This window comes from Leuconostoc sp. JNUCC 76, assembly GCF_053667755.1.
Window position 1 is genome coordinate 494,412 of sequence record NZ_CM132206.1, and the last position, 24,046, is coordinate 518,457.

Annotated in this window: 20 protein-coding genes; 18 read left to right on the forward strand and 2 right to left on the reverse strand. The window is 37.6% G+C overall.

The annotated features are described in order from the left end of the window. Window positions 1–80: 80 nt before the first annotated feature. The 4 genes from JNUCC76_RS02650 to budA all read left to right on the forward strand — a co-directional run bounded on the left by JNUCC76_RS02650 (window position 81) and on the right by budA (window position 4,385). Entirely contained in the window at window positions 81–1,427 is a 1,347-nt protein-coding gene (locus JNUCC76_RS02650; RefSeq protein WP_454155591.1) for an MFS transporter, read from the forward strand. Window positions 1,428–1,600: 173 nt separating this feature from the next. Then, window positions 1,601–2,557 (forward strand): cation:proton antiporter, encoded by a 957-nt coding sequence (locus JNUCC76_RS02655; protein ID WP_454155592.1) that lies wholly within the window; start codon window positions 1,601–1,603, stop codon window positions 2,555–2,557. Window positions 2,558–2,665: 108 nt separating this feature from the next. Continuing rightward, window positions 2,666–3,586 carry an EamA family transporter gene (locus JNUCC76_RS02660; RefSeq protein ID WP_454155594.1) on the forward strand — a complete coding sequence of 307 codons (921 nt, stop codon included), beginning with the start codon at window positions 2,666–2,668 and terminating at the stop codon, window positions 3,584–3,586. 79 nt (window positions 3,587–3,665) lie between these two features. Continuing rightward, window positions 3,666–4,385 (forward strand): acetolactate decarboxylase, encoded by a 720-nt coding sequence (gene budA, locus JNUCC76_RS02665; RefSeq protein ID WP_454155595.1) that lies wholly within the window; start codon window positions 3,666–3,668, stop codon window positions 4,383–4,385. Between the two features lie 69 nt (window positions 4,386–4,454). On the opposite strand, the gene JNUCC76_RS02670 is transcribed toward budA, so the two are convergent. Further along, window positions 4,455–5,309: a MurR/RpiR family transcriptional regulator gene (locus tag JNUCC76_RS02670; protein ID WP_454155596.1), complete on the reverse strand. Its 855-nt coding sequence runs from the start codon at window positions 5,307–5,309 to the stop codon at window positions 4,455–4,457. 130 nt (window positions 5,310–5,439) lie between these two features. Between JNUCC76_RS02670 and gnd the strand changes: the two genes are divergently transcribed. The 14 genes from gnd to JNUCC76_RS02740 all read left to right on the forward strand — a co-directional run bounded on the left by gnd (window position 5,440) and on the right by JNUCC76_RS02740 (window position 23,486). After that, window positions 5,440–6,348 (forward strand): phosphogluconate dehydrogenase (NAD(+)-dependent, decarboxylating), encoded by a 909-nt coding sequence (gene gnd / locus JNUCC76_RS02675; RefSeq protein WP_454155598.1) that lies wholly within the window; start codon window positions 5,440–5,442, stop codon window positions 6,346–6,348. A 105-nt stretch (window positions 6,349–6,453) separates the two neighbouring features. Beyond that, on the forward strand, window positions 6,454–7,992 hold the full coding sequence (gntK, locus tag JNUCC76_RS02680) for a gluconokinase (protein WP_454155599.1): 1,539 nt from the start codon (window positions 6,454–6,456) through the stop codon (window positions 7,990–7,992). Between the two features lie 72 nt (window positions 7,993–8,064). Beyond that, window positions 8,065–9,447 carry a gluconate:H+ symporter gene (locus JNUCC76_RS02685; RefSeq protein WP_454155600.1) on the forward strand — a complete coding sequence of 461 codons (1,383 nt, stop codon included), beginning with the start codon at window positions 8,065–8,067 and terminating at the stop codon, window positions 9,445–9,447. A 226-nt stretch (window positions 9,448–9,673) separates the two neighbouring features. Further along, on the forward strand, window positions 9,674–11,104 hold the full coding sequence (locus JNUCC76_RS02690) for an APC family permease (protein ID WP_454155602.1): 1,431 nt from the start codon (window positions 9,674–9,676) through the stop codon (window positions 11,102–11,104). A 73-nt stretch (window positions 11,105–11,177) separates the two neighbouring features. Beyond that, complete coding sequence (locus JNUCC76_RS02695; RefSeq protein ID WP_454155604.1) at window positions 11,178–12,512, forward strand: aspartate aminotransferase family protein; 1,335 nt, start codon at window positions 11,178–11,180, stop codon at window positions 12,510–12,512. A gap of 256 nt (window positions 12,513–12,768) precedes the next feature. Continuing rightward, window positions 12,769–15,450 (forward strand): alanine--tRNA ligase, encoded by a 2,682-nt coding sequence (gene alaS, locus JNUCC76_RS02700; RefSeq protein ID WP_454155606.1) that lies wholly within the window; start codon window positions 12,769–12,771, stop codon window positions 15,448–15,450. A 96-nt stretch (window positions 15,451–15,546) separates the two neighbouring features. Further along, window positions 15,547–15,798, forward strand: coding sequence for an IreB family regulatory phosphoprotein (locus JNUCC76_RS02705; RefSeq protein ID WP_004164519.1), 252 nt, complete (start codon window positions 15,547–15,549; stop codon window positions 15,796–15,798). Further along, complete coding sequence (gene ruvX, locus JNUCC76_RS02710) at window positions 15,798–16,229, forward strand: Holliday junction resolvase RuvX (RefSeq protein ID WP_454155608.1); 432 nt, start codon at window positions 15,798–15,800, stop codon at window positions 16,227–16,229. Before JNUCC76_RS02705 ends, ruvX begins: the two co-directional genes overlap by 1 nt. A 76-nt stretch (window positions 16,230–16,305) precedes the next feature. Beyond that, window positions 16,306–16,605, forward strand: a complete 300-nt coding sequence (locus JNUCC76_RS02715; RefSeq protein ID WP_454155610.1) for a DUF1292 domain-containing protein — start codon at window positions 16,306–16,308, stop codon at window positions 16,603–16,605. A 195-nt stretch (window positions 16,606–16,800) separates the two neighbouring features. Continuing rightward, a complete protein-coding gene (locus JNUCC76_RS02720) occupies window positions 16,801–18,276 on the forward strand; it encodes a cytochrome ubiquinol oxidase subunit I (RefSeq protein WP_454155612.1) in 1,476 nt (491 codons plus the stop codon). Continuing rightward, window positions 18,276–19,289: a cytochrome d ubiquinol oxidase subunit II gene (cydB, locus tag JNUCC76_RS02725; protein WP_454155613.1), complete on the forward strand. Its 1,014-nt coding sequence runs from the start codon at window positions 18,276–18,278 to the stop codon at window positions 19,287–19,289. The genes JNUCC76_RS02720 and cydB overlap by 1 nt, the downstream gene beginning before the upstream one ends. 110 nt (window positions 19,290–19,399) lie before the next feature. Continuing rightward, complete coding sequence (gene cydD, locus JNUCC76_RS02730) at window positions 19,400–21,127, forward strand: thiol reductant ABC exporter subunit CydD (RefSeq protein WP_454155614.1); 1,728 nt, start codon at window positions 19,400–19,402, stop codon at window positions 21,125–21,127. Continuing rightward, a complete protein-coding gene (gene cydC, locus JNUCC76_RS02735; RefSeq protein WP_454155616.1) occupies window positions 21,124–22,848 on the forward strand; it encodes a thiol reductant ABC exporter subunit CydC in 1,725 nt (574 codons plus the stop codon). The genes cydD and cydC overlap by 4 nt, the downstream gene beginning before the upstream one ends. Beyond that, the gene (locus JNUCC76_RS02740) at window positions 22,848–23,486 is read left to right on the forward strand and encodes a glycoside hydrolase family 73 protein (RefSeq protein ID WP_454155617.1); all 639 of its coding nucleotides are present in this window, start codon (window positions 22,848–22,850) and stop codon (window positions 23,484–23,486) included. The genes cydC and JNUCC76_RS02740 overlap by 1 nt, the downstream gene beginning before the upstream one ends. Before the next feature lie 24 nt (window positions 23,487–23,510). Here the strand turns inward: JNUCC76_RS02740 and JNUCC76_RS02745 are convergent, their stop codons facing one another. Next, window positions 23,511–24,008 carry a GNAT family N-acetyltransferase gene (locus JNUCC76_RS02745; protein ID WP_454155619.1) on the reverse strand — a complete coding sequence of 166 codons (498 nt, stop codon included), beginning with the start codon at window positions 24,006–24,008 and terminating at the stop codon, window positions 23,511–23,513. Between the last annotated feature and the right edge of the window lie 38 nt (window positions 24,009–24,046).

The window sequence follows — 24,046 nt, forward strand, 5'->3', positions numbered from 1 at the left end:
ATTATAAATTATTCGTCAAAAGTTGAATTTTATGCTTATTTGTATTAGAATGAATATAAATAAGTGTTTGAGGGGGGATGATGTTTAAAAATATCAGAAAACTAACACCATTTTCACTTGCGTTATTATCGATTGCATTTATCATGTCGATTAGTCAATCTACTATGACAACGGCTTATCCGATTTTGATGAAAAGTTTTAATGTTAATGCGAGCACGGTTCAGTGGTTAACAACAGGTTTTATGGTTGCAATGACATTAGTCATGCCGCTAAGTCCTTGGCTTTTGGATAATGTGTCCTTACGTAAATTACTCAATGGTATCGTAGCCCTCTTTTTATTAGGAACTTTTTTGGCTATGGTTACACCCAATTTTACCGGTATTATTATCGGTCGGTTGCTAGAAGGTTTAGCAGTGGGTGCTTTATTTCCGACATTTCAAAGTGTAATCATGGAAAATACTGATAAAAATCAACGAGGTGTAGCTATGGGCGTAGTTGGTTTAGTTATGGGTTCAGCATTAGCTGTTGGTCCAATTATTTCCGGCTTGGTCCTGCAATGGATCTCTTGGCGTGCTTTATTTATGTTGTTTTTTGTCATATTGCTAATTTTGATTATTGTTTTGCAAAATAAAATAGAAAACACGCACACTATGAAGCCATCTGAATTTGATTGGTTTTCGGCTATAACCTTGCTTGGATTTGGCGGTATTTTGTATGACATTTCAATCATTCCAACCTCTGGAATTAACTTCTTGTGGTGGCTGATTTTAATAATTAGTGTTAGTTTATTAGTCATATTTATTGTTCGTCAAGTAAAATCACCTCAACCGTTTTTAGATTTAGCGGTGCTCAGATATAGAGGCTATGTTCCAGCTATGTTTTTAACGGGATTATCATATTCAGGACTAATTATTGCAACGGTTTTGATGCCTTTGTTTTATCAAAAGGTTTTTCATTTTAGCCCATTGTGGTCAGGGCTACTTATGGTACCTGCGGCAATCTTTCTAAGTCAATTGAATCCAAGATCAGGGGCGATGCTCAACAGAATTGGGTTAAAAAAATTAGTTTATATTGGTATGTCAATGATGCTTGTAGGGTATGCAATTTTGGGTACTTTAGGATCAGCTTCGTGGATAGCGTGTTTGATAGCAGCTATGTTACTTGAAGGTGGCAATGCTTTCATTATGATGCCCGCAATTACTGCGGCAAATAACGCACTACCCAAAAATTTAGTTAGTCATGGTACTGCGATTATTACTACGATGCGTCAAGTCATTGGAGCAGGTAGTGTTGTTGTTGCTTCTATTCTAATCACCGCATTTAATGTCAATTCTTCATTTGTACATGCGTTGTTAATGACAAGTCGCTGGTTTATCATTGTGCCACTTATTGGATTACTACTGACAATCAGAATCAAGTCAAATTAACTATTCGGTTGAGAAAATGTGATGTCGACTTGATTGCGTTCAACGATAAAGCATGCTAGTATTGAATATAATAAATTATTAACGGTTGGGCGAAAGCTTCAAGAAGTTAACTAGTCGGGGAGCTAGTTAATTTTTTGAAGCTTTTTTCTTTTTGTTTAGGAGAAATAAAAGATATGATAAATGCTTTATTATTAATCACAGTAACTCTATTTTTCGGGAAAGTGGCTGTAAAACTGGGCCTTTCAGAGGTTATAGGTCAGTTACTTGCTGGCATCGTCGTGGGAATGAGCTTTTTAAACATCGTTCATAGCACAAATTTAGTTCATATGCTGTCTGAAATTGGTATTTTTATATTGATGCTAAGTTCTGGATTGGCATCAGACATGAAAACAATGAAAAAATATGTCAAAGCTTCATCAGTGATAGCAATCATGGGTGTTGCTATTCCGGTGATTGCATTTCCAATCGCGTTTATTTTAATGGGATATAGTGTAGCAGTTTCTTTGTTTTCGGGTATAGTTTTTTCTGCCACATCAATATCAATTACATTAGCTGTTTTAGCTGAGCAAAAAAAATTAACATCAGTAGTTGGCGCAATAATATTGTCAGCTGCCATAATTGATGATGTTATTTCATTGCTAGCTGTCACATTATTTTCCGTATTTATTGGTAATGGTGGTTTCAATATAAGTAGTCTGTTGCCATTAATTGCTTTTGTTATCGGCATTTTTCTTAGGAAAACAGCGATTGCGGATCAAATATTCGAAAATACAAATCGGGTTGGACAGTGGATTTTTTATCCCATTTTCTTTGGATCAATAGGATTGAATGTTTCTATAGGACAATTGAACAATAAAATTTTAGCGATTGTTTTATTTATTTTGTTAGCGATTATCACAAAATTTGTTGGTTCATGGATTGGAGCTAAAATGTCTGGCTTGAACAATACAGCTTCAAAAGCTATCGGCGCGGGTATGGTATCGAGAGGGGAAATGGCGTTAGTCATTACACAGATAGGTTTATCATCACAAGTAATTAGCGCTGCAGTTTCAGGGGAGCTTATCTTGGTGATTATTTTTTCTACGCTCATTGCGCCAATTTTAATGAAACCACTATTTGGTAACATATAAAAAGCTTATTTTATATTAAAAAAAGAATACAATGACAAAGTAGGTGTACGAATCTCATCGATTAGGTTATTCTAAATTATAACTAGTATTCGAAAGGGATCAATTGGGATGAAAAAGCAGAGCATAATTTGTGGAGTTTTAAGTGCGATTTTATTTGGAATTAGTGGCATATTGGCAAGTATTTTATTTCGAAATCAAAATATTAATCCGGAGTGGCTAGTTGGTGTCAGAATGACCTTGTCAGGAATAATTTTGTTAATTGTATTATTTTGTTTTTCAGGACGTCGGGTTTTTGAAATATGGTTGAACAAAAAAGATGTTGTTCTAATTATTTTATACGGCATCGTTGGTGTTTTGTTAGCACAATCTAGTTTCTTTTTATCTGTATACTTTGGTGACGCAGCAACAGCGACCATTCTGCAATCACTTGGTCCAACTATTATTGTTATTTTATTGAGTTTAGCGACGAGGACGCTACCTTCTCGATTAGATGTTTGGTCAATTCTGATTGCCCTAACTGGTGTATTTTTGTTAATTACTAATGGCAACATCAATCAGCTAGTAGTAAACTCAAAAGCTTTATTTTGGGGTATACTGTCTGCATTTGGTTTAGCTGCGTATACACTTATTCCAAAACCTTTGCTTGACAAACAGCCACCCTTGGTTATAGTTACTTGGGGATTATTGGTTGGTGGAATAGCTGAGAACTTTTTTCATCCTATTTGGTATATGCCGTCTCAGGTGAGCACCAAAGACTGGATTATCATGTTGTTTGTTATTATAGCTGGCACATTACTACCATATGCTTTGTATGTTATGAGCCTGAGCCAATTAAAACCTACTACAGCAAGTTTATTATCTACCATTGAACCGATGGTGGCGACGCTTTTGTCGGTTACACTTTTACACGTTCACTTAAGGTTGTTTCAAGTCGTAGGAATCGTGTTCATTATTTCAACAATATTTTTAATCAGCTTACCACTAGAACGTATCTTTAAAAAAAGGATTAGTGATACTGAAACAAATTAAATATTTGCTCAATTTTTCTGGTTTATTTGCATTATTATACTGATAAACTTAAAATGATAGGTAAGAAGTGAGGCAAAACATGACAACAATATATCAACATGGTACATTAGCACAATTAGTAGCGCGCCAAATGTCAGGGACAATAACAGTCGCTGAAATGTTGGAACATGGGGACACTGGTATTGGTACTTTTGAGGGTCTTAACGGCGAAGCTATTTTTCTAAATGGGGAAGCCTATCAAGCTGATAGTACAGGAAAAGTCCACCACATAACTGATAAACAAACTACACTACCTTTTGCATCAATACATTTTGATCAACCAGAGGCAAGTCAAAAATTACCTTTTAAAAAAATAAAATATAGTAATTTGACTCAGAACTTGAAAGATGAGCAGTTATTTAACGTTTTCTCTGCCTTAAAAATGCATGGTGAGTTTGCCCACGTTCACGTTCGTATTGTAACCAAGCAAGAAAGACCGTATCCAAGTTTGTTACAAGTAGCTGAGCAGCAGCCTGAATTCAAAGCAGACAACATAACTGGTACATTAGTTGGATATTATGCACCAAAAGTTTTTGGCGGACCAACCGCAGCAGGGTGGCATTTACACTTTTTGTCAGATGATTTAACCTTTGCTGGTCACGTTTTGGATTTTGAAGCAACAGATGTGGATGGTACTTTAGAAGTTTTTGATAACTTTTTGCAACATCTACCTATTAACAATGCTGACTTTAGAAGTATGAATCAGGATATAGCTGGTTTGGATAAAGCCATTGAGGCCAGTGAAGGCGGAAAAAATTAGCAGTATTTTTGTGGCGAATGCTATGTGAAAAGTAATAATATCAAAAAAAGGAGCTCATTGAGCTCCTTTTTAATGTGATCTTGTTTCTTCAATAACATCGCGCATGGTGTCAACAACGTTCTGTGTATCTTGCGATAAATGGGAACCAACTAAAGTAAATAGCGTATCAATAATGGTCAGTTGAGCAATCAACGAACTCATTGATTCACTACGAAAATTAACTTCTTCAGCTAATGATAATAAAACCATATTCGCTAATTTGGCTAAAGGTGAATCTTTGAATGATGTTACTGCGATAATTTTAACATGTTGTTCATGCAACTTTTTTGCAATAAGCAGTGTATCCTTATTTCTACCGGAATGTGAAATAACCACTGCTGTATCATTTGAATTGAGTTTAACTGCTTGCATTAATTGAACATCATAATCTGGATGGGCGATAACGTCAATTGGTGTGCGCAGAAATTTGTGGTAGGCATTAAAAGCAACAATAGAAGATCCACCAATACCAAAAAAACCAACGCGCCGAGCAGATATTAAGGCCATAGTAGCCTCCTCTAGCTGGGGTGCTGTTAAATTACTGACAGTCGCTGCTAAAGCGTTCTCTGCTCCGCCAAAAACTTTTTGAGCAACCGCAATTGTATCATCAGTATCAGCTATTTCTCCAAATAAATCGACAGATGTTGACAGTTGGGTGGCAGCGCTGGCTAATGAAACAGAAAATTCACGAAATGATTCCAAGCCAATCTTTTTGACGAAACGAGAAATAGTGGCAGTAGAAACGCCAGACAATTCAGACATTTCTTGAATGTTAGCTTCGCGCGCTTGGCTGACGTTATTAATGATGAAATCAATTAGTTTTTGTTCGGTTGTATTATATTGTTTTCTTTGTGCCCGTAATTGAGCAATGATGTTATTTGCCATTTTATAATGCTCCAATAAACTAATAATACAAGATTAGAAAACAATTTTCAATAATATGGTTGCAATGTGTAAATTATTTTCATATAATAATAGTGTATTAAAAACTCAAAAAACAAAGAGGTAAGTAGACATGAAGTTTGCGATGATCGGCCTTGGTAAGATGGGCTTGAACTTGGTAAAAAACGCCGTTGATAACGGTCACGAAGTTGTTGCGTTTGATTTAAACGCTGACTTTGTTAAGGAAGCAACTGACTATTCAGCATCAATTGAAGCTGCTTCTGACATTGATGATATGTTGTCAAAGTTGCCATCTCCAAAGGCAGTTTGGGTTATGGTACCAGCCGGTGTACCAACTAACTCAACAATCGATACATTGATTGAGAAGATGGACAAGGGCGACATCATTATTGATGGTGGTAACTCTAACTATAAAGACAACTTGGAACAAAACAAGCGCACATCTGCTGCTGGAATTAAGTTCTTTGATGCCGGAACTTCTGGTGGAATGAACGGTGCTCGTAACGGTGGTAACTTCATGATTGGTGGCGATGATGCCGAAGCTTGGAAAGTTATCGAACCTTTGTTTAAGTCAATTTCTGAAGAAGATGGTTACTTGTACACAGGCCGTTTGGGCTCAGGTCACTATTTGAAGATGGTTCACAATGGTATCGAATACGGTATGATGCAAGCAATTGCTGAAGGATTCGAAGTATTGGAAGCCTCACAATTTGACTACGACTATGAAGCTGTTTCAAAGTTGTGGAACCACGGATCAGTAATCCGTTCATGGTTGATGGAATTGGCTGAAGAACAATTCGCCAAGGATCCACATTTGGATGCTATCGCTGGTCGTATGCATTCTTCAGGTGAAGGTAAGTGGACAGTTCAAGAATCATTGGACTTGGACGTACCTGCACCAGTTATCTACTTATCATTAGCAATGCGTTACCGTTCATTGCAAGATGACACATTTACTGGTAAGGTTGTTTCAGCTTTGCGTAACGGCTTCGGTGGTCACGCAATGGACGCAGCAAAGTAATTAAAAACACTTGTTCAATTTTATGAACAAAGCTCCCGCTTAAGGGGGCTTTTTCTGTTTTAAATAGAAAATATTAAACGCTTAACATCGATTAGAGGTAAACAAATGGAATATATGGTAGGAGTCGACATCGGCACAACCTCAACAAAGGCTGTTCTGTTTGATGATGAAAATGTAGTGGTAGCAAGTGCAAACAAGAGCTATGCTTTATATCGTGATTTGCCAGATATGGCTGAAGAAGACTTAAATGAGCTTTTTGAGGCATTGGTTTCGGCTTTGGCAGAAGTTGTACGTGATGCGGACTTGAGTAAAGGGAACAAAATTGCAGCTGTATCATTTAGCTCGGCAATGCATTCGTTAATTGCATTTGATGAAAAATGGAAGCCATTAACACGTGCGATTACTTGGGCCGACACACGGGCAGTAGAATACACCGAAGAATTAAAAGCAAATGGACTTGGTGAACAAATCTACAAAAATACTGGAACACCTATTCATCCGATGGCACCTTTATCGAAGCTATTATGGCTTAAGTCGGAACACGCTGACATTTATCATAAAGCTGCTCATTACTTGGGAATTAAGGAGTACTTATTCCATCGACTTTTTGGTTCAAATAAAATGGATATTTCTATTGCTTCAGGTACTGGGCTATTTAATATCTTTAATTTGGATTGGGATGAGCAAGCGCTTGAAGTTACAGGTGTTAAAAAAGAACAATTGCCTTTACCTGTAGAACCTTATGAATATGAAGACAACATGCTTGAAAAGTATGCCACACTTATTGGTATTCCGGCTACTACACCTTTTGTCTATGGTGCTGGTGATGGGCCACTTTCAAATCTAGGTGTAAACGCTGTTAAACCTGGTGTGGCGGCCATTACAATTGGTACTTCTGGTGCTATTCGAGTAGTGTCGGACCAGCCAGTTATTGACCCTAAAGGTCGTACTTTTACTTATGCTTTGGATAAAGACAACTGGGTGGTAGGTGGCCCAGTTAATAATGGTGGTGATGTATTCCGCTGGGCACGTGATAATATGTTTGATGCTGAAAAATCCACAGCGACCTTGCTTGGGAAAGATTCTTATGATTTATTGACAGAAATTGCTGAGCGCATTCCTGCTGGTTCAGAGGGTTTAATTTTCCACCCCTATCTTGGCGGCGAGCGCGCGCCAATTTGGGATGCTAATGCTCGCGGTTCTTTCTTTGGCCTTAATCATAGTCACACTCGTGCACATATGTTGCGTGCCGTGCTAGAAGGAATAACATTTAATGTGTTTATGGTGAGCTTGGCACTTGAAGAAGTTGTTGGTGGCTTGAAATCAATACAAGCAACTGGTGGCTTTGCTCGTTCACCATTATGGCGTCAGATGTTTGCTGATATCTTCGAGCAGCCAGTGACTGTACCAGAAGCATTTGAATCCGGCGCATTGGCTGCGGTTATTGTGGCACAAAAAGCTTTGGGGAAAATTGATAGTTTATATGAAATTGAAAAATATGTAGGCGCATCTAATACCTATATGCCTGAGCCAAAAAACTTTGAGGCATATAGAGAACTTGCACCAATATTTATTCGCCTATCTCGTCAATTACAGACAGAGTATCAAAACATTGCTAATTATCAAAGAAAGCACTCAAAATAATTTAATACTAGCGGGGAAGAATGTAGTTGTGATGAAAAGGAGATAACGGTCAAAGATCGTTAACACAAGTAGATGGATTTTGTTATGTTGGTTGTGTCGATTCTAATTTTGCTGGTTTTAATCGCCAAATTAAAATTAAACACATTTGTTTCACTTATTATTACCGCTTTTATTTTAGCTTTGCTACTAGGTATGAAGCCAATGGAGATACCAGATGCTGTTCTTGGTAGTGAAGGAGTAGGAAATATTCTTGGTCCTAATTCAGTTATCTTTATATTTGGTGGTATGATCGGACGTTTAGTTGCTGATGCAGGTGGATCTTATCGTATTGCGAAGACACTGATTGATTGGTTTGGTGTTAAGCGTCTGCAATGGGCAGTATTGATAGCATCATTTATTATTGGTATCTCCATGATTTTTGGTGTTGGTATGGTGTTGTTAATTCCGATCGTATTTGCTGTAGCCATTGAAGCTGGCGTACCATTGCTTTACTTAGGTATCTCAATGACAGCTGCCTTAAGTTCGGCACAAGGGTTTTTGCCACCACAGCCGGCGCCAACAGCTGTTGCTTCAGCTTTAGGGGCTAACATTGGAATGATGTTGATTTTTGGTTTGATTGTATCGGTAATTACCGCAGTTGTGGCTGGTCCAGCATTTACTAAATTGGCACAAAAATACGCACCTGATGCTTTTCAGTTTAAAACAGAAATTGAGGCAGTTGGTCCTGCTAAAAAGTATGATTTAAATGCAACACCAAAGTTCGGATTGTCCGTACTAACTTCTGTTTTTCCATTAGTATTTATGATTATTGCCACAATTTATAAGCTGATTTATACAGGTGGTGTAACGCCAAAGAACCCAAATACAATTGATCAAATTGTTGAGTTTGTGGCTAGTCCTGCAGTAGCTATGACAATCGCACTAGTTTTTGCTATTTTTACAATGGGAATTTGGCAAAAGAAAACCATGGTTGAAGTAGGGAAATCATTAAACGAAGGAATGTCAGCCGTTGCTGGAATTTTGTTAATTGTTGGTGGTGGTGGCGCCCTGCGTGGTGTCTTGGTTACATCGGGGCTGTCTGACAAAATTGCGACAATTTTCCAAGCCGGTGGTGCCATGAGTCCGATTGCTATTGTGTTGTTTGCTTGGGCTGTTGCGGCAGTCTTGCGAGTTTCTGTTGGCTCAGCTACAGTAGCTGGAATGACTGCGGCAGGAATTGTTACGGGTATTTTGGCCGCAAACCCTGGTAACACATTATTGCCAGTATTCGTGGCGTTAGCTATTGGTGCTGGGTCATTAATAGCTTCACACGTGAACGATGCGGGCTTTTGGATTTTTAAAGAATTTTTCGACTTATCAGTTAAGCAAACATTTCAAATTTGGACTGTTTTGGAAACAATTATTTCCGTGACTGGTTTGATTATTATTTTAATTTTAACGTCAGTATTTGCTTAAATTAAAAATGCTATTCCGCTTGGAATAGCATTTTTAATTTGGAAATGTAGTGAGGAACAGTTTTTTTATTCGATTGAACTTTATCAAAACTTTATTTTATTATTAAAATCCAACGAAAATAATAATTTGATTGGCATAATCATTCTTTATATGGGAAACGTTGACAATAAAATTAGAAAATGTTAATATATTGAAGTAACTTTTATAGAGTTGAAGGGATAAACATATGTCAGAAACAAAAACAAAAACAGGATGGTTGCATAAAGCCACTCCTGCTAGTTTCACTACTAGTGATCGACACCTACGTAAGACGTTAGGTGTTAAAGAAATGTTAGCTTTAGGTATTGGAACCATCGTATCTACAGCTATCTTTACCTTACCAGGTATTGTTGCAGCTAACCATGCTGGACCAGCGGTTGCAATTTCATTCGTAATTGCGGCAATTGTTTCAGGGCTCGCTGCGTTTGCTTATGCGGAGTTTGCTTCGGCATTACCTTTTGCCGGATCTGCTTATTCTTGGGCAAACGTTGTCTTTGGTGAAGTGTTTGGCTGGATTGCCGGTTGGGCACTTTTGGCGGAATATTTCATCGCTGTCGCTTTCGTGGCTTCAGGTTGGTCAGCAAACTTCAAATTATTCCTTGGCTCACATAACTTAGTATTGCCAAAGGCTTTGGCTGGTTCATTTGCTGCAGGAAATGGTGGTGTAATTGATATTGCTTCACTATTTGCTGTTTTAATTGTAGCAGTTCTGTTATGGCGCGGTACCAACACAACAGCTCGCGTTGAAAATGTATTAGTTGTGGGTAAAGTGTTAGTTATTTTGATTTTTATCGGTGTCGGCTTAACAGCTATTCACCCTGGTAATTACGTACCATTTATCCCTGCTCATAAGGCAGGAACTGATTTTGGTGGTTGGTCCGGTATATTTGCCGGTGCTTCACAAATTTTCTTAGCTTACATTGGATTTGATTCAATTGCTGCTAGTTCAGCTGAAGCAAAAGATCCTAAAAAGACAATGCCTCGTGGTATTATTGGTTCTTTAATCATTGCTACAATACTATTTGTGACAGTTGCGCTTGTATTGGTTGGTATGTTCCATTATACAAAGTATGCAAATAACGCAGCCCCAGCAGCATGGGCGTTATTGCATTCTGGACATGAATTTACATCTAACCTATTGTCCGTAGTGGCGTTGGTTGGTATGTTTACAGCCATTATTGGTATGATGCTTGCTGGCTCACGTTTACTTTATGCATTTGGTCGTGATGGATTGCTACCAAGTTTCTTAGGAAAAGTTAATGATAAAGGTTTGCCTAATAATGCATTGTTAGTATTATCTGTTATTGCTATTCTAATTGGTTCAGTATTTAGCTTCACAGAATTAGCTGGATTAATTTCTGCGGGGACATTGATTGCCTTTATTATTGTTTCACTGGGTATCTACGCATTACGCCCTCGTGAAGGAAAAGACATTCAAGAACCAGGATTCAAGATGCCATTCTATCCAGTAATGCCAGCATTGGCAGCATTAGGATCAGGATTTATCTTTTATGAATTAGACAACCAAGCAAAAATTTATGCTTTTGGTTGGTTCGTACTTGGCTTAATTATTTATGCTTTTTACGGTTCTAAACATAGCAAATTGTCTCAAAAATAATTGCCAAAAAAGTCCTGAATTGCAGGGCTTTTCTTGTACACAAATTTAAAACAAGATTATGAAAGTTGTTAATATGTCAAAAAACAAAGAGATTTTAGATGAAGAAAAAGTTCACTTGGCAGATGCAACGCGAGTTAAGTATTTTGATATTGTAATTGATCATGGTCAAGGTGCAATCATTACAGATGCTGATGGTCATGACTATATTGATCTATTAGCTAGTGCAAGTGCCACTAACACTGGTCATTCACATCCTAAGGTAGTCGAAGCCATTACAAACCAGGCTCAAAAGTTAATTCAATATACACCAGCGTATTTTGCTAATACTGCTACTGCAAAATTATCCAAGCGTTTAACTGCTGTTGCACCAGGTGATTTTGATAAGCAAGTAGCATTTGGAAATTCGGGTTCTGATGCTAATGATGCTATTATTAAATTTGCACGTGGATATACTGGTCGACAATACGTTGTTAGTTTTACAGGTGCTTATCATGGGTCAACTTATGGTTCTATTTCAATTTCAGCCGTGAGTCTAAATATGACCAGAAAAATTGGACCACTTCTACCAAATATCGTGAAGGTTCCTTACCCAGATCAAACTCAACGTATAAAGGGAGAAACCGATGATGACTTTTCAGAACGTTTATTTAAAGATTTTAAATTGCCATTTGAGACTTATTTACCAGCTGATGAAGTTGCTTTAGTAATTATCGAACCAATCCAAGGAGACGGGGGCATCATTAAAGCACCACAACGCTACATGGAACTAGTTTATGAATTTACACGTGAGCATGGAATTGTTTTTGCTGTTGATGAGGTTAATCAAGGATTAGGCAGAACTGGTAAGATGTGGTCTATTGACCATTTTGGAATAGCACCAGATTTGATGAGTGTTGGGAAATCCATCGCCAGTGGATTACCACTTAGTGCTGTTATTGGTCGTAAAGAAATCATGAGTAGTCTGGGAGCACCTGCGAACGTTTATACAACGGCTGGAAATCCGGTAACATCTGCTGCTGCATTGGCTACTTTAGACGTTATTGAAGAGGAAAACCTAGTTGAACGCTCTCGACAACTTGGTCAATTAGCCAAGCATTTTTTTGAAACGGCTGCTAAACGTTATGCTTTCATTGGGGATGTTCGTTTATATGGTTTAAATGGCGGAATTGATATCGTTAATACAAAAGGTGAACCGGATAATGAGGCAACTAACAAATTAATTTATCGCATCTTTGAGTTAGGAGCCATTATGATTAGCTTGAGAGGAAATATATTGCGTTTCCAGCCACCATTAGTCATTAAAAGGGAAGAGTTACAACAAGCGTTTGAAATATTAAATCAAGCGTTCTCGGACTTACAAGCTGATAGAATTACTTTACCAAAAACGGATAATCACATTGGTTGGTAATATGATATAATGATTAAGAATTCTGGACATACGAATTAGCCGTCCGTCAGTTAGAAATGTGCTGGATGATGAAAAGCACACGTTGGCTCTTTTGCGCTACCAGACTTAATTGTGATTGAAAAATCACCGCTGCTCAGCGTTATGAGACATAAAGGTAAAGATTTTATTCAAGATCATTACAAATTGCGGTGGTACCACGGTAGAGCGTCCGCACTTTGTTTTGGTCTTTTTATATTATTTAAGGAGAAATTTTTTTATGAAAGACTTGAGTTCAGCAGAAATTCGCCAAATGTTTTTAGATTTTTTTGCTTCTAAGGGTCACGAAGTTGTACCTTCAAAAAATCTAATTCCGCAAGATGATCCAACATTGTTATGGATTAATTCCGGTGTTGCGACTTTAAAAAAGTATTTTGATGGTACAGTAGTCCCAAATAATCCACGTATCACCAATTCTCAAAAGGCAATCCGTACCAATGATATCGAAAACGTTGGGAAAACAGCTCGACATCATACACTTTTTGAAATGATGGGCAACTTTTCGATTGGAGATTATTTTAAAGAACAAGCAATACCTTGGGCTTGGGAATTATTGACCAGTCCTGAGTGGTATGACTTGGATGCTGAAAAATTGTATGTAACTGTGTATCCTAAAGATCAAGAAGCTAGAAAAATTTGGGAAGAGAAAACTAGCTTGCCTGACGGTCACATTTATGAAGTTGAAGATAATTTCTGGGATATAGGTGAGGGACCTTCTGGCCCTGATTCTGAAATATTCTTTGATCGTGGTACTGACTTTCAAGACTTACCCGATGATGATTCAGAAATGTATCCGGGTGGTGAAAATGAACGATATCTAGAAATCTGGAACCTTGTTTTTTCACAATTTAATCATTTACCAGGGTTAACAGATAATTCACAGTATCCCGAGTTACCTCATAAAAATATTGATACCGGTATGGGACTTGAGCGTGTCGTATCTGTTTTCCAAAATGGTCGCACTAACTTTGATACAGACTTGTTTTTACCTATTATCCGGGCCACAGAGAAATTATCAAATCAATTTACCTATGATGATAGCCAAGATTCAGAGGTCAATACGAGTTTTAAAGTAATTGCCGACCATATTCGTGCAATAACGTTTGCAATTGGGGATGGTGCCTTGCCTTCAAATGAGGGACGTGGATATGTCATTCGGCGCTTGTTGCGCCGCGCAGTTTTGCATGGACAAAAATTAGGCATTAAAGGACAGTTTTTAACTAACCTGGTACCAATTGTTGGGGATATCATGGAGAGCTACTATCCAGAAGTTAAAGCCAACACTGCCAAAATTCAAAAGACTGTTGCTGCTGAAGAAAAACGCTTTAATGCAACATTAACAGGCGGACTCTCTTTGTTGAATGATGTTATCAGAGAAGCTAAAAAGACTGGCCAAACACAAATTAGTGGTGCCGATGCATTTAAATTATCTGATACTTATGGCTTCCCGCTTGAGTTGACGCAAGAGCAGGCTGAAGATGCTGGATTGACAGTGGATGTGGATGGATACAATGATGAGTTGCATGCGCAACGCGTTCGTGCTCGTGCTGCACGCTCTAATACTAAGTCAATGGGCGTTCAAAATGCCGTATTAACCGATTTGCGTGTCGATTCAAAGTATGTTGGTTGGTCCCAAACTGAAGTCAATCATGCAGAAATCGTTGCTATTATTGGCGAAGATGAACAAGGTGTTGATGCGTTATTGGATAATGCCGATGTTGATGCTACCGTACAACTAGCCTTTGATGTAACGCCTTTTTATGCTGAAATGGGTGGACAAGTGCCTGACTTTGGTGTTGTTTTGAACACTAATGGAAATGTGATTGCTCGTGTTACAGATGTTCAAACAGCTCCAAACGGACAACATATTCACACGGTTGATGTCATTTCAAGCTTTACTCTTGGTGATAAAGTAGATTTGAAGGTTGATATGGCGCGTCATATTGCTGTATCCAAAAACCACACAGCAACGCACATGTTAGATCAATCATTACGTAATATACTTGGTGGTGATGTTCATCAGGCGGGTTCATTAGTAGAGCCAGAATATTTAAGATTTGATTTCAATAATGATGGACCCGTTTCAAGTGAAAATCTTGATAAAATAGAATCGATGATGAATCAAGAAATTGCTAAGAACTTACCGGTTACATGGTTAGAAACTGACATTGAGTCTGCGAAAAAATTGGGTGCAGTTGCCGTATTTGGTGAGAAATATGGCGATCAGGTCCGTGTTGTATCAATTGGTGATTTCAATAAAGAGTTTGATGGTGGTACTCATGCTAATTCCACCGCAGAGTTAGGTCTATTTAAAATAGTCAGTGAATCAGGAATTGGTGCCGGGGTACGCCGTATTGAAGCGGTAACTGGTCTACAAGCACTAGCACAATATAAGGCTCAAGAAAAAGCTTTGAAAGAAATAGCTGCTACTTTGAAGGCACAAAAACTGACCGATGCTCCGGAGAAAGTATATGATTTGCAAGCTGATTTACGTACGGCGCAACGTCATGCTGAATCATTAGAAGCTAAATTAGCTAATGCCACAGCGGGTGAGATTTTTAATGATGTGAAAACTGTCAATGGACATACTTATATTACTGCCCAGTTACAGGTTTCTGGTATGGATGGCTTACGACAAGTTGCTGATAACTGGAAAGAGAATTATCCATCAGAAGTTTTGGTGCTAGCAACCGTTGCTGATGAAAAAGTTAGTTTGATTGTTGCTGCTTCACCAGATGCTAATGAGGCAGGCATTAAAGCCGGTGAATTAATCAAGACAATCGCACCAAGCATTGGCGGTGGCGGCGGTGGCCGTCCTGATATGGCTCAAGCTGGTGGTAAAAATGCTGCTGGGATTCAGGATGCATTTACCGAAGTTTCGGCATTCTTAGCAAATAAGTAACTTGTTTGTAACTTGATTGATGTGATTATAGCGTAGTATAATGAGTGAATAAACAAGGCAGTATGGAGATGATTTCTAAAGAAAGGAGCGTGTACTATGACAGTAGGAGATGAAACAGCAATATTTGATTTTGGTAATCAAATGCCAAAAGATATCCACGAAACACTTGAGATTGTATATAGTTCACTGGAAGAAAAGGGCTATAATCCAATTAACCAAATAGTTGGTTACTTGATGTCTGGCGATCCTGCCTATATTCCACGTTTAAATGACGCACGTAATCTAATTAAACGTCATGAGCGTGATGAAATTATTGAAGAACTTGTACACGCCTATTTGAAAAAATAATGCGCATATTAGGGTTAGATGTTGGTAGTCGAACAGTTGGTGTATCGGTTAGTGATCCGATGGGGTGGACAGCACAAGGTGTTGAAATCATCCGCATCAATGAAGAAGATAAAGAGTTTGGCATTGATCGTTTGGGAGAAATAATCAAAGAGAAAAACGCGACAGGTGTTGTTCTTGGTTTGCCAAAAAATATGAATAATAGTGAGGGGCCACGTGCAGAAGCAGCTCGAAACTATGCAAAGTTGGTTGAGGAAAACTTCGGTTTGCCGACTGATTTTCAGGATGAACGGTTAACTACGGTGGAAGCTGAGCGTATGCTCATTGAAGAAGCTAATGTATCACGCAAAAAGCGAAAAAAAGTTATTGATAAAATAGCTGCTGAATTTATTTTACAAAATTATTTAGATTCGAAAGGTAAGTTAACCAACTAGAATAAGAGCCTTGTCCCTATACGGAGCAAGGCTTTTATTGTATAATGAACTTATGACATTTGATAAGGAAAAAAACATGAGCGAAAATAACGCAGAAGTACAAAAAATTACGTTAATTGATGAAAGTGGTGATGAATCTCTGTATGAAGTATTATTCACCTTCCATTCAGATGAATATAATAAAGATTATATTTTACTAGTACCAGAAGGCATCGAGGATGATGAAGAAGTTGACATTCAAGCTTACATTTTTAATCCCGATGAAAATGGTGATGCAACAGAAGAAGAATTAGTTCAAATTGAAGATGATAAAGAATGGGATATGGTCGAAGAAGTCTTGAACACATTCCTTGAGGATGATTCTAACTTTAGTTAAATTTTATATGTTATTAAGAATATTCATGATGAAAAGTTATGGGTATTTTTTATTTTATTTAAAAATATCCAAATTACTTTCTTCATAGCTTATCAAGTGATAAACTATATAAGATAGAAACTATCTAATTTAGATTGGTTTCAATATTTGAGTTAGACATGTCAAATGTTCAGTCATGTCAGTGGAGGAATAGTTATGGTTACGTTAGTGGGCATTCTTGATTTAGCCCGTTTTCAATTTGCAATGACAACGATTTTTCATTTTTTCTTTGTACCAATGTCAATTGGTCTTGGAGTAGTTGTCGCTTTAATGGAAACAATGTATGTTATCAAAAAAGACGAAATTTACAAGAAAATGGCACAATTTTGGAGTAAAATTTTCTTGTTAAGTTTTGCTGTTGGTGTTGTAACCGGTATTATTCAAGAATTTCAGTTTGGAATGAACTGGTCTGAATACTCTCGTTATGTTGGTGATATTTTTGGCGCACCATTAGCGATTGAAGCTTTAGTTGCATTTTTTGCCGAATCATCGTTCATTGGATTATGGTCATTTACATGGGATCGCTTTAAACCAGCAATTCACGTGATATTTATATGGATTGTTGCTTTTGCATCAAGTTTGTCAGCCTTATGGATATTGGCTGCCAATTCATTCATGCAAAACCCTGTTGGTTATGCAATTGATAACAACATGGGGCGTGCTGAGTTAACTAGCATAGGTGCATTGTTAACCAACAAACAATTGTGGATTGAATTTCCGCACGTTATTGTTGGGACATTAGTTACAGGTGGCTTTATCGTTGCTGGTATGTCGGCATTCAAATTACTAAAACTTAAAACGAATGATCCTCAAATCGATTTTTTCCGTAAGTCAATTAACATTGCTTTATTTGTTGGCTTGGTAGGTGTCGGTGGCGCTTTGTATACAGGTGATCAGCATGCCTTCGAATTACAATCTATGCAACCAATGAAATATGCAGCCATGGAAGGTGTTGATGAAACCATCGATTCTTCAAAGCGTGCTGATAAGGCACAACCTTGGTCATTGATTTCTGTTACCAATCCTAAAACACACAAAGTGATTGCAAGAATCGAAGTGCCATATGCCTTGTCCATCTTGGGAAATCATTCCTTGACAGGTGGTAAAACTATAGGAACCACAGAGTTAAACAAAGAATTTGAAAAGAAGTATGGTAAGACACACGATGGAATCAAGGATTATTATGTGCCAGAAAATACACTATTTTATGCCTTTCGTGTGATGGCAATGGGAGCTGGATTAATTGGCCTTGTTGCTGTTGTAGCCCTATGGTTCAATCGTAAAAAAACCAATTTAATTCTAACGCAACGTTGGTTTTTATGGGTACTAGGAATTATGACTTTCTTCCCATTTGTTGTGAACACGGCCGGATGGCTCGTAACAGAATTAGGGCGTTATCCTTGGGTTGTCTACGGACTGATGACTATTGCGGATGCTGTATCACCCAATGTTTCAACCGCTTCGTTGCTTATTTCAAACATTATTTATTTCTTGACGTTTGCTGCACTTGGTGGTGTGATGATTTGGTTGTCCCGTCGTGCATTACATGCTGGTCCTGATGCTGAAAAAGAAGCAGAATTATCACCACGAGATCCATATGAAGATCTAGCAGGAAGTGAGGAGAAAGCATAATGAGTTTCTTACAAATTACTTGGTTTGTTTTGATTGCAATATTATGGTCAGGATTCTTTTTCTTAGAAGGTTATGATTTTGGTATAGGCATGCAATTTGTTTTCAATTCCCGTAATCAAAAAGATCGACAGGCACTTTATGAAGCTATTGGGCCTCATTGGGATGCTAACGAGGTTTGGTTAATTACAGCTGGAGGTGCCATGTTTGCGGCATTTCCATATTGGTATGCTTCACTATTTTCAGGATTTTATTTGTTATTGTTTATCGTATTGATGGCTTTGATTTATCGAGGTGTTTCATTCGAGTTTCGTGAACATATGCCAACAATACAAGGATCACAAATTTGGGAGCGCTTGATTGCTATTTCCTCGTTTATTGCGCCATTTTTCCTAGGAATGATTTTTACGGCAATGGTATCTGGTATGCCAATGGACGCTAAAGGAAACCTATCGGCTGGATTTTTTGATTATGTGACACCATTTACACTAGTTGGTGGTATTGCTGTAACCTTGATGAGTTATGTGCATGGGCTGAATTATACACGATTGCGTATTATCGGTGATATTCGCACAAGAGCAATGGCACAATTGAAAGCTCTATATCCAATTTTGTTAGCTGGAGAAGCACTATTTGCAATTCTGCTGTTCTTCTACACGGATTTTTTCCAAACGAAATTGTTATGGACATTAATTATGCTAGCGGCAATTGTCTTATCCACAGTTATTGGTTGGTATTTAACGGTTAACAAGAAAAAAGAAGTTTTCCCATTTATTTTATCTGGATTGACTTTGGTTGAGGTAGTCATCTTAATATTCGTTGGCCTATTCCCACGTTTAATGGTAGCTAACAATCCGCTACACAGTTTAAAAATTATTAATGCATCTTCATCGCCATATACATTAAAAGTGATGTCATTTGTTGTATTAACAGCTTTACCATTGACATTAGGATATCAAATATGGAGTTTCTGGGTTTTCCGTAAGCGTATTGTAGCTGATAAGGTAGTTGAATAATAATTCTAAAAACGTTTACAATTGATTGTAGGCGTTTTTTTATTTAAGGAGAGTGTTTGGCAGGGTATTGTTATAGAGATAGCAAACTGTTGTTTAACACATATAAAAATATGATAGATAAAAGACTTTTTGCGTTACCAGGTATTATTAGTTCTTTAGTAATTTTAGTTATTTTGACAGGAATTCAAGCATTTTCGATTATATTTCAAGGGGTTTTCTTGGCTCGAGCAATTACTGATTTATGGCAAGGTAAAAGCATTGACCAAACAATCATTAATGTATTGCTTTTTGCGTTTTCTTTTGTGATGAGACAATTATTGATTGTGCTAAAAAATAACTATATGTCGAAATTTGCTGATCATACAGTGGAAAATTATCGTATTCAATTGTTGGCTAAGTATACCGAAATTGGCCCTAGTATTATTAAACAATCAGGAACAGGAAATGCAGTTACAACACTAGGTGCGGGACTGGATAATATTAAAAACTATTTTCAACTACTATTGATTAAAGTTTTTGATTTGAGTATTATTCCTTGGTTAATTCTGCTATATATTGCTTATCTTAAGTGGGAACAAGGACTATTTTTATTGCTAGTATTTCCAGTGGTTATTTTGTTTTTCATCATTTTGGGCTTAGCAGCACAAAGTAAAGCTGATGCAGAGTTTGCTAATTTTAAGAACTTAAATAATCGTTTTGTAGATGCTTTGCGAGGCCTGCCAACCTTGAAGCAACTAGGTTTGTCGCAATCATATGGTGACGAAATTTATAATATTTCAGAAGATTATCGAAAAACAACCATGCGAACGTTGAAAATTGCGATTACATCAACGTTTGCGCTTGATTTTTTTACGACTTTATCAGTTGCAATTGTTGCTGTGTTTTTGGGAATGGATTTAATGAACGCCAGAATGGCACTCTTCCCAGCGTTGACAATTTTGATTTTAGCACCAGAATATTTTCTTCCTTTGCGTAATTTTGCTGATGATTATCACGCAACTTTGAATGGTAAAAATTCACTAACTGATGTTTTGGAAGTTATTGATACCAAAATTGTCGGGCCACAAGATGAACTCCAATTAAATAAATGGCATGCAGAGAGTGAATTGTCATTGAATGCTGTGCAGTTTTCTTACGACTCAAAAGTTAACTTGAAAAATATTTCGTTGCACGCTAAAGGTTATCAAAAAATTGCTTTGGTTGGTGAAAGTGGCTCTGGTAAATCTACACTACTAAGTATTTTGGGAGGCTTCCTACAGCCTGAGCAAGGAACGATAAATATCAACGGACAGGAAATCAAACATTTAACACAACAGCAGTGGCAAAAACAGTTTTTTTATATGCCACAAACGCCTTATATTTTTCATGAATCGTTACGTGATAATATTAGGTTTTACGCACCAAGCGCTAGTGACGAAGCAATCAGTGAAGCTGTTGAAAAAGCAGGTTTATCCAGTTTGATTGATGAATTGCCAGCAGGGTTGAATACAGTAATTGGTGAAAGTGGGCGTCAACTATCTGGCGGGCAGGCGCAGCGTGTAGCCTTAGCAAGAATGTTGCTAGATTCATCCCGTAAGGTGCTCCTTTTTGATGAACCAACGGCTCATTTAGATATTGAAACTGAAATTGATTTAAAGAAAACTATGTCAACTATCTTGGACAAGCACTTAGTTTTTTTCGCAACACACCGGTTACACTGGTTAGATCAAATGGATTTAGTTATTGTGATACGTGAAGGGCGCATTGTGGAAACTGGTGTGCCTAGTGTCTTGCTAGCTGATACCAACAGTGCTTTGAATGCGCTGCGTCATGAATTGCATAAAGGTGGTCTGAAATGAAGCGATTGAAAAAATTATTGTCACAAGACAGATGGATTCTTCCGTCCTTTCGTCAACAAAAATCTGGCCTTTTTTGGTCGATATTTTTGAATTTTATGATTACTTTTGCCGCTGGTGCATTAATGTTTGTATCCGGATTTCTAATTTCTCGTTCTGCACAGCATCCTTCTAATATTCTCATTATTTACGTTCCAATCGTGCTGACACGTGCATTTGGAATTGCGCGTCCAGTTTTTCGTTATGCACAGCGTTTGGTGTCGCACAATTGGGTATTACGTGTTGTTTCGAAAACACGCAAGCGTTTATACGAAAGCACGGCCAGCACGGCTAGCAGTATTCGAGGACAACTGCAAACAGGTGAAGTGCTTAGTTTACTTGCTGACGATTTAGAGCACTTACAAAATCTATATCTTAGAACGCTTTTTCCATTGGGTTCAGGTATGGTATTGTACCTTTTTCTCACAATAGCAATTGGCTCAATTAATTGGCTATTCATGTTGTGGTGGTTTGTTATGTTGGCTGTTATCTTGGTTGTTGTGCCGTTGTTGAGTTTGACAGTGAACTATAAAAGTGTGCAACAACAAAAAAAATTACAGCAAAGTCTTTATACAGATGCAACTGATGCTATTTTAGGTTTGCAAGATTGGGTGCTATCAGGGCGACAAGAAGATTTAGTACAAAATCAAGGCGAAACAATGTCAAAATTAGCTCATGTTAAGAACCAAAGTATGAAATTTGGCTGGTGGCGAGATTTTGTTATTCAAGTTTTAGTATTGGTACTGACTATAACAACCTTAATGTGGGCAACCAATCAGTTTTCTGGTAGTGCAAGTACAGTTAATTACATTGCGGCTTTCACACTTGCAATATTTCCTCTGATTGATAGCTTTATTGCTGTGAATCAAGGTGTAAGTGAATCCTCATTCTACGAAGATAGCATTGTGCGGTTAAATGATTTACCAGAACCAACCTTGCTACAGGAGACTAGACACACAACTAACTCAGCAGTAATTAATTTTAATCAAGTCACATTTAAGTATGGGGACAAAACAATTGTTGATAATTTGTCATTTGAAGTTCAGCCCAAAGAAAAAATTGCGTTACTTGGTCGTTCAGGTGCAGGGAAAACAACTTTACTAAAGCTTTTGGCAGGTGATATCCAATCATCTTTGGGTGAAGTAACAATCGATGAAACGCCAGTCCAGAACTTACAAGGGAATATGTCTAGTTTGGTGGCTGTGTTGGATCAACAGGCGTATTTATTTGATACAACGATTATGAACAACGTGCGTATGGGGAATATTCACGCCACTGATGAGCAAGTTCAAAAAGCAATTGAGCAAGCTGGGTTACAGTCACTAATCAATTCATTACCTAATGGATACCATACACAAATGCAGGAAGCAGGAACGCGCTTTTCTGGTGGAGAACGGCAAAGATTTGCCTTAGCACGAATCATGCTGCAAGATGCGCCAATTGTCGTGCTAGATGAACCAACAGTATCACTAGATCCCAAAACAGAGTACGAGGTTTTATCCCAAATATTTTCAGTTCTCAAAGATCGAACGATTATTTGGGTCACACATCATTTGACAGGAATCGAAAATGTTGATAAAGTTTACTTTTTAGAGAATGGAAAATTCACGTTGAGCGGTTCACCAGCTGAATTGCATCAAACTTCAGTAAGATTTAAACAATTATTACTCATGGATCAATATTAATGGCGAAAAAAAAGCGAAGAAGATCAAAAAAAGGATTACAAAAACAGAGATTACGTGTGTTGTGTGGTTTGCTAGTTGCATTGGTTATTTTAGCCGCCATCACATCCAACACTGCGATTTATGAAAGACCTCAAAACAATCAGATCAGTACAAACAGCGCAGAAGCAAAGAAGGTGGCTTGGATTAATGAATTAGCGCCATATGCTCGTGAACTGCAAGAAAAATATGGGGTCCTTGCATCAATTAGCATTGCGCAAGCTATCTTAGAGTCTGACTGGCACACAAGTACCTTGTCAACGAAGTATAATAATCTATATGGCATTAAAGCGGATGCAGGACAAAAAAGTGCGGTATTACCAACACAAGAGTATGTGAATGGTGAGTGGATCACCATTCAAGGACGTTTTGCGGCTTATGATAGTTGGCAAGAAAGTATGAAGGCACATGCAAAACTACTGCATGGTGGTACGAGTTGGAATGCAAAACAATATCAACACGTTTTGGATGCAGATGATTACGCTTCGGCCGCCAAAGCTTTAACGCAAGACGGTTATGCAACAGATCCTAATTATGCTAAAAAAATAATTACAATTATTCAAACATGGCATCTGGAAAGATTTGATGCAACAAAAAAGTAGACGTTAGTCTACTTTTTTGTGTTTTTAAAATGTAAATTCATGCGGAAAAATACCCATCATTAAACTGTCATGGTATTCTCCTTCGGCAAAAAAATGTTGACGGAGCGTACCTTCAGGGATGAAACCAATTTTTTTATAAATGTGGATAGCTGCCAAATTATTCACATCAACATACAAGTAAACTTTATGCATATTCAGTACTGTGAAGGCATACTCTATTCCTGCTCTCATAGCAGCTTGTGCATAACCATGACCTTGGAACTCGGAATGGATAATGATTTGAATTTCTGTGTGTCTGTGTAGCGTATCAATATCCATCAATTCAACAACACCAATAAAACGATCGTTCTCTTCCACAACAAAACGACGTTCAGTTTGATCTAAAATATGACGATCGTAAAGAATTTGTAATTCATCAAAAGATGTATAGGGTTCTTCAAACCATAATGCCATCACTTTACGTGAATTTTCTTGTTCGTAAATATAAGGGAGATCTCTTTTTTCAAGTGGTCTTAATTTCATAGAATACTTCTTTCCTTCAATATGCTTTTACTAGTAAT

Excerpts from the sequence above, each read along its gene's own strand:
- cydC (WP_454155616.1), top strand. The coding sequence starts at position 21,124 with ATGAAGCGATTGAAAAAATTATTGTCACAAGACAGATGGATTCTTCCG.
- JNUCC76_RS02745 (WP_454155619.1), bottom strand. The coding sequence starts at position 24,008 with ATGAAATTAAGACCACTTGAAAAAAGAGATCTCCCTTATATTTACGAA.
- cydB (WP_454155613.1), top strand. The coding sequence starts at position 18,276 with ATGAGTTTCTTACAAATTACTTGGTTTGTTTTGATTGCAATATTATGG.
- ruvX (WP_454155608.1), top strand. The coding sequence starts at position 15,798 with ATGCGCATATTAGGGTTAGATGTTGGTAGTCGAACAGTTGGTGTATCG.
- JNUCC76_RS02720 (WP_454155612.1), top strand. The coding sequence starts at position 16,801 with ATGGTTACGTTAGTGGGCATTCTTGATTTAGCCCGTTTTCAATTTGCA.
- JNUCC76_RS02655 (WP_454155592.1), top strand. The coding sequence starts at position 1,601 with ATGATAAATGCTTTATTATTAATCACAGTAACTCTATTTTTCGGGAAA.
- JNUCC76_RS02715 (WP_454155610.1), top strand. The coding sequence starts at position 16,306 with ATGAGCGAAAATAACGCAGAAGTACAAAAAATTACGTTAATTGATGAA.
- JNUCC76_RS02695 (WP_454155604.1), top strand. The coding sequence starts at position 11,178 with ATGTCAAAAAACAAAGAGATTTTAGATGAAGAAAAAGTTCACTTGGCA.
- budA (WP_454155595.1), top strand. The coding sequence starts at position 3,666 with ATGACAACAATATATCAACATGGTACATTAGCACAATTAGTAGCGCGC.
- JNUCC76_RS02670 (WP_454155596.1), bottom strand. The coding sequence starts at position 5,309 with ATGGCAAATAACATCATTGCTCAATTACGGGCACAAAGAAAACAATAT.
- JNUCC76_RS02690 (WP_454155602.1), top strand. The coding sequence starts at position 9,674 with ATGTCAGAAACAAAAACAAAAACAGGATGGTTGCATAAAGCCACTCCT.
- gnd (WP_454155598.1), top strand. The coding sequence starts at position 5,440 with ATGAAGTTTGCGATGATCGGCCTTGGTAAGATGGGCTTGAACTTGGTA.
- JNUCC76_RS02705 (WP_004164519.1), top strand. The coding sequence starts at position 15,547 with ATGACAGTAGGAGATGAAACAGCAATATTTGATTTTGGTAATCAAATG.
- cydD (WP_454155614.1), top strand. The coding sequence starts at position 19,400 with ATGATAGATAAAAGACTTTTTGCGTTACCAGGTATTATTAGTTCTTTA.
- JNUCC76_RS02660 (WP_454155594.1), top strand. The coding sequence starts at position 2,666 with ATGAAAAAGCAGAGCATAATTTGTGGAGTTTTAAGTGCGATTTTATTT.
- JNUCC76_RS02685 (WP_454155600.1), top strand. The coding sequence starts at position 8,065 with ATGGATTTTGTTATGTTGGTTGTGTCGATTCTAATTTTGCTGGTTTTA.
- alaS (WP_454155606.1), top strand. The coding sequence starts at position 12,769 with ATGAAAGACTTGAGTTCAGCAGAAATTCGCCAAATGTTTTTAGATTTT.
- gntK (WP_454155599.1), top strand. The coding sequence starts at position 6,454 with ATGGAATATATGGTAGGAGTCGACATCGGCACAACCTCAACAAAGGCT.
- JNUCC76_RS02650 (WP_454155591.1), top strand. The coding sequence starts at position 81 with ATGTTTAAAAATATCAGAAAACTAACACCATTTTCACTTGCGTTATTA.
- JNUCC76_RS02740 (WP_454155617.1), top strand. The coding sequence starts at position 22,848 with ATGGCGAAAAAAAAGCGAAGAAGATCAAAAAAAGGATTACAAAAACAG.